Annotated in this window: 10 protein-coding genes; 4 read left to right on the top strand and 6 right to left on the bottom strand. The window is 60.9% G+C overall.

Features of this window, described 5'->3' with window-relative positions:
• Nucleotides 1–7: 7 nt before the first annotated feature.
• Both AC1ECN_RS11310 and AC1ECN_RS11305 read right to left on the bottom strand, forming a co-directional pair.
• Complete coding sequence (locus tag AC1ECN_RS11310) at nucleotides 8–949, bottom strand: alpha-E domain-containing protein (protein ID WP_018073842.1); 942 nt, start codon at nucleotides 947–949, stop codon at nucleotides 8–10.
• On the bottom strand, nucleotides 949–2358 hold the full coding sequence (locus tag AC1ECN_RS11305; RefSeq protein ID WP_018073843.1) for a circularly permuted type 2 ATP-grasp protein: 1410 nt from the start codon (nucleotides 2356–2358) through the stop codon (nucleotides 949–951). Before AC1ECN_RS11305 ends, AC1ECN_RS11310 begins: the two co-directional genes overlap by 1 nt.
• 383 nt (nucleotides 2359–2741) lie before the next feature.
• On the opposite strand from AC1ECN_RS11305, the gene AC1ECN_RS11300 reads away from it, so the two are divergent.
• Entirely contained in the window at nucleotides 2742–3644 is a 903-nt protein-coding gene (locus AC1ECN_RS11300; RefSeq protein ID WP_018495267.1) for a DMT family transporter, read from the top strand.
• A 56-nt stretch (nucleotides 3645–3700) separates the two neighbouring features.
• Here the strand turns inward: AC1ECN_RS11300 and AC1ECN_RS11295 are convergent, their stop codons facing one another.
• From AC1ECN_RS11295 to AC1ECN_RS11285, 3 genes are all read right to left on the bottom strand, one after another.
• On the bottom strand, nucleotides 3701–5422 hold the full coding sequence (locus AC1ECN_RS11295; RefSeq protein WP_024319455.1) for a DEAD/DEAH box helicase: 1722 nt from the start codon (nucleotides 5420–5422) through the stop codon (nucleotides 3701–3703).
• Between the two features lie 247 nt (nucleotides 5423–5669).
• Nucleotides 5670–6785, bottom strand: a complete 1116-nt coding sequence (locus tag AC1ECN_RS11290; RefSeq protein WP_024319456.1) for a DNA alkylation repair protein — start codon at nucleotides 6783–6785, stop codon at nucleotides 5670–5672.
• Nucleotides 6786–6858: 73 nt separating this feature from the next.
• Nucleotides 6859–7887: a LacI family DNA-binding transcriptional regulator gene (locus AC1ECN_RS11285; protein ID WP_130662047.1), complete on the bottom strand. Its 1029-nt coding sequence runs from the start codon at nucleotides 7885–7887 to the stop codon at nucleotides 6859–6861.
• Between the two features lie 163 nt (nucleotides 7888–8050).
• On the opposite strand from AC1ECN_RS11285, the gene AC1ECN_RS11280 reads away from it, so the two are divergent.
• Nucleotides 8051–8998: a dihydrodipicolinate synthase family protein gene (locus AC1ECN_RS11280; protein ID WP_024319458.1), complete on the top strand. Its 948-nt coding sequence runs from the start codon at nucleotides 8051–8053 to the stop codon at nucleotides 8996–8998.
• A 194-nt stretch (nucleotides 8999–9192) separates the two neighbouring features.
• The gene (locus AC1ECN_RS11275; RefSeq protein ID WP_477952989.1) at nucleotides 9193–10578 is read left to right on the top strand and encodes an MFS transporter; all 1386 of its coding nucleotides are present in this window, start codon (nucleotides 9193–9195) and stop codon (nucleotides 10576–10578) included.
• A gap of 125 nt (nucleotides 10579–10703) precedes the next feature.
• On the opposite strand, the gene AC1ECN_RS11270 is transcribed toward AC1ECN_RS11275, so the two are convergent.
• Entirely contained in the window at nucleotides 10704–11012 is a 309-nt protein-coding gene (locus tag AC1ECN_RS11270; RefSeq protein ID WP_003561784.1) for a hypothetical protein, read from the bottom strand.
• Between the two features lie 317 nt (nucleotides 11013–11329).
• Between AC1ECN_RS11270 and AC1ECN_RS11265 the strand changes: the two genes are divergently transcribed.
• Nucleotides 11330–14701, top strand: a complete 3372-nt coding sequence (locus AC1ECN_RS11265) for a response regulator (RefSeq protein WP_024319460.1) — start codon at nucleotides 11330–11332, stop codon at nucleotides 14699–14701.
• Nucleotides 14702–14708 lie beyond the last annotated feature (7 nt).

Raw genomic sequence — 14708 nt, 5'->3', positions numbered from 1 at the left:
TATCCGCTTATACATAGAACCGGTAGCCATCGGAAATTTCCGCGCCGAGCTTGTTATTGCGCGAGACGAAATCCTCCAGGAACTCGTGCAGGCCCTGATCCATGATATCCCGGATCGCCCTTGTCTGCAGTGTCTTGCGGATTGAATCCGCGGTATCGTGGGCGGGAAGCCGCTCCTCGTAATCCTGGGCGAGATAGCCGAGATTGCTGACGATCTTCTCGTAGCAATAGGCAAGCGAGCGCGGCATCTGGACATTGAGGGTCAGGAAGTCGGCGATGTTCATCGCCCGGTATTCGCCGTCATAGGCCCAGCTATAGGCGCGGTGCGCCGAGACCGAGCGCAGGATCGATTCCCACTGGACGTTGTCGAGAGAGGAACCGACTGATGAAACCGAGGGCAGCAGCACGTAATATTTCACGTCGAGAATGCGGCTGGTATTGTCGGCTCGCTCGATGAAGGTGCCGATGCGGGCAAAATTATAGAGCTCATTGCGCAGCGTCGAACCATGGAAGGCGCCGCGGATGAGGCCGGCGCGGCGCTTGATGACATCGATCACCTCTGGCATTTCGGCCGCCTTGACTCGCTTTTCGAGCAGCGACTTCAAGTCGATCCAGCATTCGTTGGTCGCTTCCCAGGTCTCCCGCGTCAGCGCCGTGCGCACCATACGGGCATTGTTGCGGCCGGAATCGATGCAAGACATGACGCTCGACGGATTGGTGCGATCGCGCAGGAGATAGTCGATCGCGTCGGCGTTGGTCAGCTTGTTGTGGCCTTCGTCATAAGCCTCGCGCACGCCCGCACTTTGTAGAACGCCATCCCAATTGTCATCGCCGGTGCTGCTGCGGGTCAGCGACATGCGTAATCCCGCATCGATCAGGCGGGCTATATTTTCGGCGCGCTCGATGTAGCGAAACATCCAGTAGAGGCCGTTTGCTGTTCTTCCGAGCATCAGTCCTCCAATACCCAAGTGTCTTTGGTGCCGCCGCCCTGGCTGGAATTGACCACCAGCGAGCCTTGCTTCAGCGCTACGCGGGTGAGCCCGCCCGGAATGATCTGCACCTTGTCGGATACAAGTACATAGGGGCGAAGGTCGACGTGGCGCGGAGCAATGCCCTTGTTGACGAGGATCGGCACGGTGGAGAGCGACAGCGTCGGCTGAGCGATGTAATTGTTCGGCTTGGCCTTCAGCTTCTCGGCGAAATCGGCGCGCTCCTTCTTCGATGCTGTCGGGCCAACCAGCATGCCGTAGCCGCCGGAGCCGTGTACCTCCTTGACGACGAGGTCTTCCAGGTGTTCCAGCACATATTTCAGGCTGTCGGCTTCCGAACAGCGCCAAGTCGGCACGTTTTCGAGCAGCGCCTTGCGGCCGGTATAGAATTCGACGATCTCGGGCATATAGGAATAGATCGCCTTGTCGTCACAAATGCCGGTGCCTGGCGCATTGGCGATGGTGATGTTGCCGGAGCGGTAGACATCCATGATGCCGGGAATACCGAGCGCGGAATCGGAGCGGAAGGTCAGGGGATCGAGGAAGTCGTCGTCGACCCGGCGGTAGAGCACGTCGATCGCCTCGTAACCGCGTGTCGTCCTCATCTTCACCTTGCCGTCGATGACGCGCAGATCCGCGCCCTCAACCAGTTCGACGCCCATCATGTCGGCGAGGAAGGAATGCTCGTAATAGGCGGAATTGTAAATGCCCGGCGTCAGCACGGCGACGCGCGGCTTGCCCTTGCAGCCGGGAGGGGCGAGCGAGGCGAGGCTCTGACGCAGCAGATAGGGATAATCCTCGACACGCTGCACCTTGTTCTCATGAAAGAGCTCAGGGAACATCTGCATCATGGTTTCCCGGTTTTCCAGCATGTAGCTGACACCGGAGGGCGTGCGGGCATTATCCTCCAGCACGTAAAACTGGTCCTCTCCGGTGCGTACGATGTCGGTGCCGACGATATGGGTATAGACGCCGCCGGGTGGCCGGAAGCCGATCATCTCGGGGATGAAGGTGACGTTGTTCTCGATCAGCTCGCGCGGGATGCGGCCGGCGCGGATAATCTCCTGCTTGTGGTAGATATCGTCCAGAAAGGCGTTCAGTGCGATCACCCGCTGCTCGATGCCCTGGGCGAGCTTGCGCCACTCGCGGGCGGAGATAATGCGGGGAATGATGTCGAAGGGGATGAGCTTTTCGGAACTGTCGGCATGGCCGTAGACCGCGAAGGTGATGCCTGTCTTCCGGAAGATGTTTTCCGCATCGCGGGACTTGGCAATCAGATGCGCCCGGTCTTGGCTGTTGTACCACTCGAAGTATTTTTCGTAAGGCGGGCGAGGACTTTCGTCCCCGGTAATCATTTCATCAAATGCCAAAAGCGCGGCTCCCCTTTTTGTTCATTTGAATACAACGCAAATGGCAATGCAAGAACCATGCGCAGTTCGAGCAAAAGATTTTGCGCTGCGGGAAATGGGTGAAAATCTGGGCATTTAAAGCGATGCGGTGCGGCGTGGCGGATGATCGACCTGCAGGCTTGCGCAAAATCTGAGCATGTGATCATTTTTCGTTCGGTCAAGGCGGTCGAATATGGTCATGTGCGCGAGGCTGGCCGCCCTTGGTGGTAAACCACCAGCTGGCAAAACTGCCATCGGCTCTCTGCGATCAGCGAAATTTCAGATAAGCATCAACGCTTCGCTTTTGACTGCAGTGGCCGGGTGGGGCTATCAGCACGGCGGACCCCTCTCTCCCGAGCCGCCCCATGTCCCTTGATCGCCTTGCCCCCGCCGTTTTCGTCCTCCTCTGGTCCACGGGCTGGGTGGTGGCGAAATACGCCTCGCTGCATTCCGAGCCCTTCACCTTTCTTTCGATACGTTACGCGCTGTCGGCGGCGGCATTCCTGGCGCTCTGCCTGGTGGTGCGGGCGCAATGGCCGAAAAGTCGGGCGACGGCGTTGCGCGCCATCTATTCCGGCTTCTTCCTGCATGGCTTCTATCTCGCCGGTCTCTGGTGGGCCATCGCCAATGGCGTGCCGGCCGGCATATCGGGCATCATCGCGGCGCTGCAGCCGCTGCTGACGGCAATGGCAGCTCCCTTCCTCATCGGCGAGCGGCTGCAGCAGGCGCAGAAACTCGGCCTTGCCCTTGGCTTTATCGGCATTGCCATTGCCATTTCGCCGAAGCTGCTCGGTCCGGCGACCGCCGATCTCACACATGCAGGCCTGCCGCTGGCGATCAACCTCGTCGCCATGGCGTCCGTCACCTACGGCACGCTCTATCAGAAGAAGCACCTGCAATCCGGCGACCTCAGAACCATCGCGACTTTGCAATATATCGGCGCGCTGATCCTCACCCTGCCGCTTTCGCTGATCTTCGAGCATCAGCACTTCGACGGCACCAAGCAGGCCTATGGCGCGCTCGCCTGGTCGGTCTTCGGTCTGTCGATGGGCGGCGTCGGGCTTCTGCTTCATCTGATCCGCCGCGGCCAGGTGTCGCGCGCCGCCTCGCTGATCTATCTGATGCCGCCAGCGGTCGCTCTCGAAGCCTTCATCGCCTTCGGAGAACCGCTGACCCTGCCGTTGATCGTCGGCACCGTGGTGGTCGTGACAGGCGTCTATCTCACGAACCGCAAGGCGTTCAGCGAGCATAGGCCTGCGGAGGCGTAGATAACAAAAAAGGCCGGAGATATCCCCGGCCTTTCCGTTTTTCAGTCGTTCAACGATCAGGCGCGTTCGCGGCGCTGGCCGCCGCCGTTGCGGGAGCCGGAGCCACCGCGACGATTGCCGCCGTTGCCGTCCCGGCGCGGTTCGCCGGCCTGGGCCTGCTGCGGGCCGCGGTCTTCGCCATGCTTGCGGGCCGGACGGCCATGGGCGTGGCGGCTGTTGCCGCGGTGATGGCCGCTCGGTTCGCCATTGGCGTGCGCAGGACGCTGCGGCTTTGCCGAGGGGCGGAAGTCGGAGGTCGAGGCCAGATCGTTGTCAGGACCGAGATTCGGGGCCGCTTCGCCGCGGCGCTGGCCACGGAAATCCTCATTGCGGCCGGTCGGGCGCTCCGGACGTGGACGACGCTCTTCGCCGCCGGCGCGGACTTCACTGCCTTCACCTTCGCGGCGCGGGCGGCGTTCCTGACGGCTGCCGCGATGCTCCGAACGGTTCTGGTCGCCGCGGCCTTCGCCGCGACCCTGACCTTCGCGACCCTGGCCGCCATTGCGATTGCGGTTGTTGCCGTTGCCGTTGGCGCGACGGGGCGCGCCGTTCATGTTTGCCGGAGCTTCACCGCTTGCGACAGTGATGTCGATGCCCATCAGGCGCTCGATATCACGCAGCAGCCTGGCTTCATCGGGAGCGCAGAAGGCGATGGCGATGCCGTCGCGGCCGGCGCGCGCGGTGCGGCCGATGCGATGGACATAGGCGTCAGGCACTTCAGGCAGATCGTAATTGTAGACGTGGCTGACAGCCGGGATGTCGATGCCGCGGGCGGCGACGTCGGTGGCGATCAGCGTCTTGACGCTGCCGTCGCGGAAAGCCTTCAGCGCCCGCTCGCGCTGACCCTGGCTCTTGTTGCCGTGGATCGAAGCGACGGAGTAGCCGATGTTTTCGAGATGCTTCATCAGCTTCTCGGCACCATGCTTGGTGCGCAGGAAGACCATGGCGCGGCCATCAGGGTTTTCGGTCAGCGACTTGCGGAGCAGTTCCGTCTTGTCGTTTTTGCCGGCGACGAAATGGACGTACTGCTCGACCTTGTCGGCAGCCTTGCCCGGGGGCGTGACTTCGACCTTGACGGGATCGACGAGATATTCGCCGGCAAGATCGGCAATCGCCTTCGGCATGGTGGCCGAGAAGAGCATGGTCTGGCGCTTCTTCGGCACCATCTTGGCGATCTTGCGCAGATCATGCACGAAGCCGAGGTCGAGCATCTGGTCGGCTTCGTCGAGCACGAGATAACGAACCGCAGTCAGCGTGATCGCGCGGCGATTGACGAGGTCGAGCAGGCGGCCCGGTGTGGCGACGAGGATGTCGGTGCCTTTTTCGAGCTGAAGCTGCTGCTTGTTGATCGAAACGCCGCCAACGACGACATTGATGCGCAGCGGCGACTTGCGGATGAACTTCTTCAGGCTCTCGGCGATCTGGTTCACCAGTTCGCGGGTCGGGGCGAGAATCAGCGTCCGCGTCGTGCGGTTGTCGGGACGCCGTTCATCGGCGAGTAGCTTTTCGATCAGCGGCAGGCCGAAAGCGGCCGTCTTGCCGGTGCCGGTCTGGGCAAGGCCGATCAGGTCGCGGCCTTCGAGGAGGAGAGGAATTGAATGTTCCTGGATCGGCGTCGGCGTTTCGATGCCGAGCTGGAACAAAGTAGCGACGATCGGCTTGGAGACACCAAGCGATTCAAAATTAGTCAAGGCAAAACCTTTCGGGGCGCCACAACGACTATCGCCGGAACGCACCATGCGATCCGGTTTCATTCTGGCGTCAAGAACCCCGCGTGAAGTGGGAACTTGTGAGTTGGAAAAAGCTTTCCAGCGCTTCTGGCCGCTCATGGGGAGTGCGGCACTCTAACGAAATGCGCTTTTGTCCCTTCTTCCTGCATCTGTATTTTTCAGCAGGGGCACGCTCACGCGGCGGCCGGAAGGGTGAAAGCTGACCCGCATTTGGGCTAGTTCGCGTGGAAAGTCAAGTGCAGTGCACAAGAAAGCCTCAGCCCGGGTCAGCTGAGGGCATGAAGAGGACGAAGCTTTGCGATGCTATCTCTGCGCCGTTGACGATGATGGTAATGCGATGTTCGCCGGGATAATAGCGCCGCGTGGTGATCGGCCGCATGGCGTGGCGGCGCTCAATCGCGTGGCTTTGCCCGGGAGCAAGCATTATCGTCTTGCACTTGAAGACCTTGGGTGAGAGCGAACCGTCGCCCTTCATATGGTGGATGGCATAGTCGATCATCAGCGATTGAGTGATCTCGCCGGCATTCGTCACCCGGATTTCGAAATCCAGTCCTGCACCGAACATCACCTCTACATTCTGGATCCGCAGTTCGCATTCGAGCGAAGCGGCCACGCCGAAGCCGAAATTGGCGAGCGCCTGCGCGTGGCCCTTCTTCAGAAGCGTGCGCGAGGCGTGTTTCAGCAGCCAGCGGCGTTCGGGTGAAGCGCCGTCGATATGGCCGGCGATGAAGGCGGCGACCAGATCCGGGTGATCCTTGGCGACGTCGTTCAGGCTGTTGGCCACGGAGCGGCGCACATATTCCTCCGGATCATCCATCAGCGCGGTCAGGATGGGCAGGATCGGCGCCGGATCCTGCACGAGCTGCGGCAGGCGCATCGCCCAGGGCAGGCGCGGCCGCGTTCCCTCGCTCGCCAGCCGGCGCACATGCTGATCGGGATCGTCGACCCAGCCGGAAATGATCGCCAGCGCGCGCTGCTGGTCACGGTGGATAAAGGGGCGGATGCCGTATTCGGCCGTGAAATGCGGCGTCAGCGCCTTCAGGAGATCGAGACCGAGATCGAAATGATCGGGGCCGCGTGCGGCGATGAACTGATTGACCGGCAGCAGCATCCAGCCGGAGAGCCCCGGCCTGTCGGCGGCGGGCAGGCTCGCCTTGAGCATGGCTGCAGCCTCTCGGAAATCACCGGGAAGGGTGGCAAACAGCGCGTCGCGGATCAGAGCCGAGCGCTCCATCAGCTCCAGCGCGGTGAGGCCCTCGGTCGCCAGGGTCACGAAGCGGTTTTTATCGAAAGTCGGCGCGTTGCCGGAAATGCGATCGGCCATATCGCCGACCAATGCCTCATGCAGCAGGTTCTTGAGCGGTTCCGGCATGCTGGTCCTTCCTCTCTATGCGACCGCCGCATGCGGCCCGCATGAGGGCAGCATGGTCTGCGTGGTGCGAGCTTTAGCGTATCGGTGCCGTCGATTTCCTTGGAATGAGGGTTGGGGCCGAGATCCGAATACGCTCGTCGGCAGAGCTGTTGTCACCGGCAAGAAGATCAAGGGCGTTTGATGCAATTTGCTCAAACGGCACCCGCAACGTCGTGAGCGGCGTGGGGAGGTGGCTGACAATCGGAATGTCATTATAGCCTACGATCGAGATGTCCTGCGGCACGGAAAGGCCAAGTTTCGTCAGTCCCGACAAGGCGCCGATGGCGGTATTGTCGTTGACGGCGAAAATAGCGGTTGGGCGCGGACTAAGATGCATCAGTGTCTCGACGGCTACCGCACCGGACTCGATGCCGAATGTCGAGGGAATGATGTATGAGGGGTCTGCCTTCAATCCAGCTTCTTCCAGGGCGTGGCGGAAACCCTCCACTCGGCCCCGCGAACTGGAGGCATAGGATGGACCGGCGATGACGCCAATTCTGCGATGGCCGAGATCGAGGAGGTGGCGGGCGGCGAGGTACCCACCGAGCCTGTCATCGCCGACCGACGAGAGGCTGTGGCCATCCGTCCGGAGTGCGAGGACATAAGGAATACCGCGTTTTGCCAGCTCGTCCGGAAAGTCATCGTCTTCCCGCGCTGTCGAAAGAATCAGACCATCGACACCGCGTTTCAGCAGAGACCCGGCCGCAAGCCGGTCTGCCTTTGGCTTGTCGTCGGTCGTTGCGACAATCGCGAAGCGGCCACTACGGCTGCAGGCCTTGGCCAGTGCTTCATAAAGCATGGCCATGACCGTATCCGTCAGCCTGGGCACGATCACCCCGATTGTCATCGTGTTGCCGCGCCTGAGGCTCGCTGCGGAAACATCCCGAACGTATCCGAGCTCTTCGGCAACCTTGCGCACGCGCCGCGCGGTCTCGCTGTCGGAGCGGGGAAGCCTCTCGTCCAGTATGCGGGACACGGTAGATTTGGAGACACCGGCTGCGGCAGCGACGCCGTGAATAGTGACGCGGGTCTGTCCCGGAACTTCATCCGTCTTTGAATTCATTGAGCCTTTTCCATTCGAGTCGGCAATCGGCCGTCGCCATTCTGAGCATGCACCAAAAAAGATATTGACTCCAGAGAATTCGAGAACGATAGTGGGAACGTTCCCGTAAACGATCCTATATCGGTCGCGAATGCACCGCGATCGCACGAAGGAGGAGACCAATATGCAACCGATGGATATGCGCGGGCTGAGCCCGGCCCCCGTTACCGCTTTCACCCGCGACGGTGAAGTTGATCACAAAGCCAACGCCAAACTCGCCAAATGGCTGGTCTCGATGGAAGGCGTCAAAAGCCTCGTCATCCTCGGTCATGCCGGTGAGGGCACCTTCCTCACGGAAGAGGAGCGCCTCGCTCTCATCCGCACTTATGTTGAAGCAGTCGACGGTGCCGTTCCGATCATTGCCGGGATTACCGGTGAAGGCACGAGGGTCGCCGCTGAAGAGGCCAGGAAATGCAAGGCTGCTGGGGCTACCGGCGCGCTCGTCTATCCCAACCACGGCTGGCTGCGTTTCGGCTTTCAGAAGGGAGCGCCTCAGGATCGCTACAAGGCAATCTGGCAGGAGTCTGGCCTCCAGTGCATCCTGTTCCAGTATCCCGACGCCACCAAGGCATCATACGATCTGGATACACAGCTTGCGATTGCCACCCAGGAAGGCGTCGTCGCTACCAAGAACGGCGTGCGAAATATGAAGCGCTGGTATGTCGAAATTCCGGAGCTGAAGAAAGCCAATCCAAAGCTGCAAGTTCTGAGCTGCCACGATGAATGGCTGCTGCCAACCATGTTCGATGTCGACGGTCTGCTCGTCGGTTATGGCAATATCGCGCCCGAGCTGCTGATCGACCTGATCAAAGCCGGCAAGGCACAGGACTATCCGGAAGCGCGCAAGGTCTTCGAACGCCTTCTTCCGGTGACGCGTGCCGTCTATCACCGTGGCTCTCACATGGAAGGCACCGTGGCCCTGAAACTCGGCCTTGTCCACCGCGGTATCCTTGATCACGCCACGATCCGCGAGCCGCTGAAGAACCTTGGCGAAAAGGCCGAAGCAGAGATCTTTGCTGCCTTCGACGCCGCCGGTATCGGTCGCGTTGACCAGTTGCTGGCAGCCGAGTGACCTCTTTGACGCCCCTGCGCAGGTCGCAGGGGCGCATTCCCAAGGGAGGAGGAAACCATGGAAACCCGCCGCAGACTTGAACGTCTTTGAAGGCCATTGCTCTGACGGGACGAACTGACGCGCAGTAGCAACCATCGAGCAGGAGCGCCCCTGGCCGGGAGAGTGGTAGTCCACGGGGCGAGAAGGAGGAACCAATGAATGTCATACAGCCTATGCCGGCTGAGACGGCGAATGCCGCTGATCCTCAGGCCGAAATCAGCGCTCGTCTGGAGCGCCTTCCCATCACCCGCGAGGTATTCTGGGCGCGCAATATCGTCGGCGCCGCAACGTTCTTCGACGGCTACACGGTCATCGCCATTGCTTATGCCATGCCCGTCCTCGTCCGCGAGTGGGGCCTGACTCCCTCACAGACCGGCATGATCCTGTCGATTGGCTATCTGGGGCAGTTGATCGGTGCGATCCTGTTTGGCTGGCTTGCCGAGAAGGTCGGCCGGCTGAAAGTTCTTCTGTTCACGATCCTGCTCTTCGTCAGCATGGATGTCGCATGCCTGTTTGCCGCCGGGGCCGGCATGATGATGGCCTTCCGTTTCGTCCAGGGGATCGGCACGGGCGGCGAGGTTCCGGTCGCCAGCGCCTATATCAACGAGTTGATCGGATCGAAGGGGCGCGGCAAGTTCTTCCTCCTCTATGAGGTCATGTTCCTGCTGGGCCTCGTCGGCGCCGGGCTGATCGGCTACTTCATGGTACCGGTTTACGGCTGGAAGGCGATGTTCGTCGTCGGTCTCGTTCCCGCAATCATCATGATTCCTCTGCGCTGGTTCCTGAAGGAATCACCGCGTTGGCTAGCTGCCAACGGCCGCTATGGCGAAGCAAACGCTATCGTCACCCGCATGGAAGAAAGTGCTCGTGCAGCCGGCAAGGAATTGCCCGAACCGAAGCTCCTCCAAGCGCCGGTCCACCGCAAGTCGGACTGGCGCGAGCTCTTCCAGGGCGTCTACTTGAAGCGGACGCTTTCCATCTGGGCAATGTGGTTCACTGCCTATACGGTCGCCAACGGTACGATCACCTGGCTGCCGACCCTGTATCGACAGGTCTTCAACCTCCCGCTTCAAACCAGCATCTTCTATGGGTTCCTGACATCAGTCGGAGGCGTCATCGCCGCTGTCATCTGCGCGCTGCTCATCGACAAGGTGGGACGCAAACGCTGGTACACGGGGGCGCTGCTTCTCGCTCCCGTGCCGCTGCTGGCTCTCGCATGGCTCGGCGCGACCTCTCCCATCCAGGTTTTGGTTCTAGCCGGCCTCGCTTATGCGATCGTCCAGACCGTCACATTCTCCCTTTACCTGTACTCGGCAGAGATCTACCCGACGCGCCTGAGGGCATTGGGAACCGGAACCGGCAGTGCCTGGCTTCGCCTGGGATCGTCGACCGGCCCGATCATCGTCGGCACGGTGATGTCTTCCATGGGCATTCAGTATGTCTTTGCGAGCTTCGCAGCCATTCTGATCGTCGGTGCAATCATCACGATGTTGTTTGCGGTAGAAACCAAGGATCGCGTGCTGGAGGAGCTTTCTCCGTAACGGTTGAAAATACGGTCTGATCGGCTTGATCTGGCGGATGAAAATCCGCCAGTTTCATTTGGTCGTTGGTGAGGGCACTCGGTCGGCACCGCCGGGAGGTCAAGCGCCGCCGGATGCGGTTTGCGCTATCGCTGGCAGACTTTAACGCGATAGGGATTGCCCCAATCATCGTGCAACCATTCGAAGTGGCAATAGTCTGGCCGGTAGTAGGTCCGGTAGACGGGATAGGGGCGGTAAGCCGGATAGGCGGGATAGACCGGGTAGGCGGGACGGGCGGCCTCCGACAGCAGAGCGCCGCCGACGACGCCGGCTGCAAGGCCGCCCCAGAAGGCATCGCGTGGACGGGCATCGGCGGTGGTGGCGGTAGCGAGCGAGGCGCCGGCAAAGGTCAGGGCGATCAGGCCCGTCGCCATGGTCTTATGAAGAACGGACATGGTATTTTCCTTTCATGGGCATGGCTTCCATAAAGCCATGCCGAGACTTGGCCCGGATCGCGGCAGCGCAATGGCCGCGCAAGCCGTTTCGGCATTAAATTTTCGTCATGATTTCAACGGATCCCAACGTCGAAAGGAATTATTGCCGGCGTCCTTTCAGTCTCGTGCAAGCCGGAGCTGGTCATCTCGAATTATCTTCAGCCTCGTGAGCCGGCTCGTAAAATTCCGCTGTCGAAATTTATGGTTAAAACCTTGTTAAAAGCCTTGGCGTTATAGTTTTTGTAGTCGATATTTCGTTCATTGCGGGAGCGATATTTTTGAAATCAGCCGGGGAACTTCTGGAGTTGGCTTGCCGCCGGATCGCTGATCTGGATACCCCGGCCTATGTCAAGAACAGCGAGCTGCGCTACATCGCTGTCAACGAGGCCTATGCCCGTTTTCTAGGCCGCGAGATCTCCGATTTCATCGGTAGGCGCAGCCGCGAGCTTCTTGACCGTCCCGAGGAAGAGGATCGTGAGGACAAGGAACGCCGTGCGCTGGTGTTCGGCACAGAGGAAAACGCCATCTGCTTTGATGCGGCGGGCCTCAGCCATGAACGCATACAGATAGAAAGCTTTTCGCCATCGGCCGACCGGGCTTATGTGCTCGGCATTTTCGAAGTGCGAGAGCCGCCGCGCCGCGCCGTTGACGATAGCGACGTCGCCGCCGATTTCGCCCGCGTGCGCGAGGCGCTGGAACAGCACGACCATCCGATCGGCATCTTTGCTGGGGATGGCCGGCCGCTGGTCGTCAACGCCGCCTATCGCAACGGCGCAAAACCTGCGGCTATCAGCGAAACGGCCTGGCACGAGAGCGTCAATGAGCTCGACCTGCTGCGGACCATCCTGGAGGACCTCCCGGTCGCTGCCTTCGTGCGCGATGAGAAGCATCGCCTCGTCTATGCCAATCAATATTACGAAACCTTCAGCGGCCATAACCGTTCTCGGGTCCTCGGGATGACCGAACACGAAATGTTCGGTCCGGACGGCGGCGAGGCGATCTACCAGGAAAACCTGCTGGCGTTGGAGGGAGGCACGTCGAAGGAAATCGAAAGCCTGCTGCCGAGCAAGGACGGCCATATCTATTCCGTCCTTTCGCGCGTCAATCGCGTCGTGACGGCGGATGGACGGCCCTATGTCGTCGGCTCTTTTTCGGACATCTCGCCACTCAAGGAACGAGAGAAGGCGCTGATCGAAGCGCAGAAACACAAAGAGTTGCTGCACCGGGACATCGAGAATATCCTGCGCTCGCTGCCAGTCGGCGTGCTGATCCTCGATAACGACCACCGGATCCTCTACGTCAACGACGAGTTCTACGGCATCTGGGAGCTGCCACTCGACGATCCATTCGACGGCCGCCCCTTCATCGACGTCATCCGCCGCAATTATGAGCTCGGTCGTTACGACGGCACGCAGACGCCCGAGGAGATCTACGATTTCCGCAAGCACCTGTTCGAGACCGAGGAGCCCGAGCCGATCGAGCTCGGCTGGGCGGGCGGCAAATCCGTCATCTTCGATAGCCGCCGTATCTCGAATGACCGAATCCTGCTCACCTATGCCGACATCACGGCCGTGCGTGAGCGGGAAAAGGAGATCCACGAGACCCGCGCTGCGCTGGAGCGGCTCGGCGAAATGATGCGCGATGCGACACACGCCATGCCGCAGGGCCTCGCCATCGTTCAGGACGGCATCATCAGGATGTCCAACGAGGCGCTTTCTGACATCCTGCAGATTCCGGCCACCTATCTCGAGCGTGGCGAGGGTTGGATTGGCATGTTCGAATATTGCGCGGCGCGTGGCGATTTCCACGATGCGGCGGCTGAAACCCTGCAGGGTTGGCGCGACAATATCGCGGCCAGGTTGCCGATCTCCACGGCCTTTCACGTCGGCGGCGAGCGCTGGGTGAACATGGATGCGACCGTCAGCCGGGGACAGCATTGGGTGGCGCTTTTTACTGACGTCACCGAACTCAAGAGCCGCGAAGAGGAACTACGCCAGCTGCTGTCGCGCGCCGAAGCCGCCGATCGCGCCAAATCCGAATTCCTTGCCAATATGAGCCATGAGATCCGCACGCCGATGAACGGCGTGCTTGGGATGGCGGAACTGCTTGCCAAGACCAATCTCGATACCCGCCAGAAGACATTCGTCGACATCATCGTCAAATCCGGCAATGCGCTGCTGACGATCATCAACGACATCCTCGACTTTTCGAAGATCGATGCCGGGCAGATGAAACTGCGCAAAGCCGCCTTCGACATCACCGAAGCGGTAGAGGACGTGGCGACACTGTTGTCTTCACACGCCGCCGAGAAGAACATCGAGCTCCTGGTGCGGGCCGCACCCGATCTGCCCGCCGCCGTCATCGGCGACGCCGGGCGTTTCCGTCAGATCGTCACTAATCTCGTCGGCAACGCCGTCAAGTTCACTGAGCGCGGCCATGTCTTCGTCGATGTCGGTTTCGAGACAGCTGCCGGCGGCGAGATCATGGCGAGCATCCGTATCGAGGATACCGGTATCGGCATTCCGCCGGAGAAGCTCGAATCCGTCTTCGACAAGTTCTCGCAGGTGGATGCCTCATCGACCCGGCGGCATGAGGGTACCGGCCTGGGTCTTGCGATCACCGCCGGGCTCGTCGACCTCTTCGGCGGTTATCTCAACGTCGACAGCGAATGGGGCAAGGGTTCGGTCTTCACCGTCAATCTGCCGTTTGCGGTCGCGGCCGCCCGCCTTGAGCCGAAGCCGTTGCCGATCAACGTGCAGGGTGCGCGCATCCTCGTCGTCGACGACAATGAAGTGAATCGGCGAATCCTGACCGAGCAATTGTCTCTTTGGGGCTTTGACGGCGTGGCCGCCGAGGGTGGCGGTACCGGTCTTGCGATCCTGGAGGCGGCTGCCGATCTTGGCGTCACCGTCGATGCCGTCGTGCTCGATTATCACATGCCCGATATGAACGGTGCCGATGTCGCGCGCAGGCTACGAGCCGATCCCCGCTTCGTCGAACTGCCGATCATCTTCCTGACGTCGATGGATATTTCGGGCACGGAGAAGGAATTCGCGGCGCTGAACGGCCATGCGCATCTGATGAAACCGGCGCGCGCCAACGTGCTGCGCAACACCGTCGTCGAGGTGGTGCGCGCCAGCCGCGTCAAACAGGCCTCCGAGGCCGAGATCGCCCGGCTGCAGACGGAAGCGGCCGTGCCCGCGCCCGCACTCGTGCCGCAGAAGCGGGCTGCTGAATTCGTCGACGTGCTCGTCGCCGAGGACAACGAGGTCAACCAGATCGTCTTCACACAGATCCTGCAAGGCACGGGTCTTTCCTTCCTCGTCGTCGACAATGGCGAGGAAGCGGTCGCCGCCTGGGAGCGGTATACGCCGCGCATCATCATGATGGACGTCTCGATGCCCGTCATGAACGGTCATCAGGCGACCCAGACGATCCGCGAACGGGAAAAGGGGCAGGGCCACCGAGTGCCGATCATCGGCGTCACCGCCCATGCGCTCGAAAGCGACCGCGAGCTCTGCCTCGATGCCGGCATGGACGATTACATGTCGAAGCCGATCAGCCCCGAGCTGCTTGAGGAAAAAATCCGCCAGTGGCTCGGAACAAGCGAGCAGCAGCCGGAGCGCACTACAGCGCCGCGCATCTTTTAAGACGCGA

Source organism: Rhizobium sp. 01N447_2 (assembly GCF_056399245.1).
Note: the sequence above shows the minus strand (reverse complement) of the source record. Positions and strands in the feature narration are given on the sequence as shown.

Excerpts from the sequence above, each read along its gene's own strand:
- AC1ECN_RS11275 (WP_477952989.1), top strand. The coding sequence starts at position 9,193 with ATGAATGTCATACAGCCTATGCCGGCTGAGACGGCGAATGCCGCTGAT.
- AC1ECN_RS11295 (WP_024319455.1), bottom strand. The coding sequence starts at position 5,422 with ATGGTGCGTTCCGGCGATAGTCGTTGTGGCGCCCCGAAAGGTTTTGCC.
- AC1ECN_RS11270 (WP_003561784.1), bottom strand. The coding sequence starts at position 11,012 with ATGTCCGTTCTTCATAAGACCATGGCGACGGGCCTGATCGCCCTGACC.
- AC1ECN_RS11285 (WP_130662047.1), bottom strand. The coding sequence starts at position 7,887 with ATGAATTCAAAGACGGATGAAGTTCCGGGACAGACCCGCGTCACTATT.
- AC1ECN_RS11290 (WP_024319456.1), bottom strand. The coding sequence starts at position 6,785 with ATGCCGGAACCGCTCAAGAACCTGCTGCATGAGGCATTGGTCGGCGAT.
- AC1ECN_RS11300 (WP_018495267.1), top strand. The coding sequence starts at position 2,742 with ATGTCCCTTGATCGCCTTGCCCCCGCCGTTTTCGTCCTCCTCTGGTCC.
- AC1ECN_RS11310 (WP_018073842.1), bottom strand. The coding sequence starts at position 949 with ATGCTCGGAAGAACAGCAAACGGCCTCTACTGGATGTTTCGCTACATC.
- AC1ECN_RS11280 (WP_024319458.1), top strand. The coding sequence starts at position 8,051 with ATGCAACCGATGGATATGCGCGGGCTGAGCCCGGCCCCCGTTACCGCT.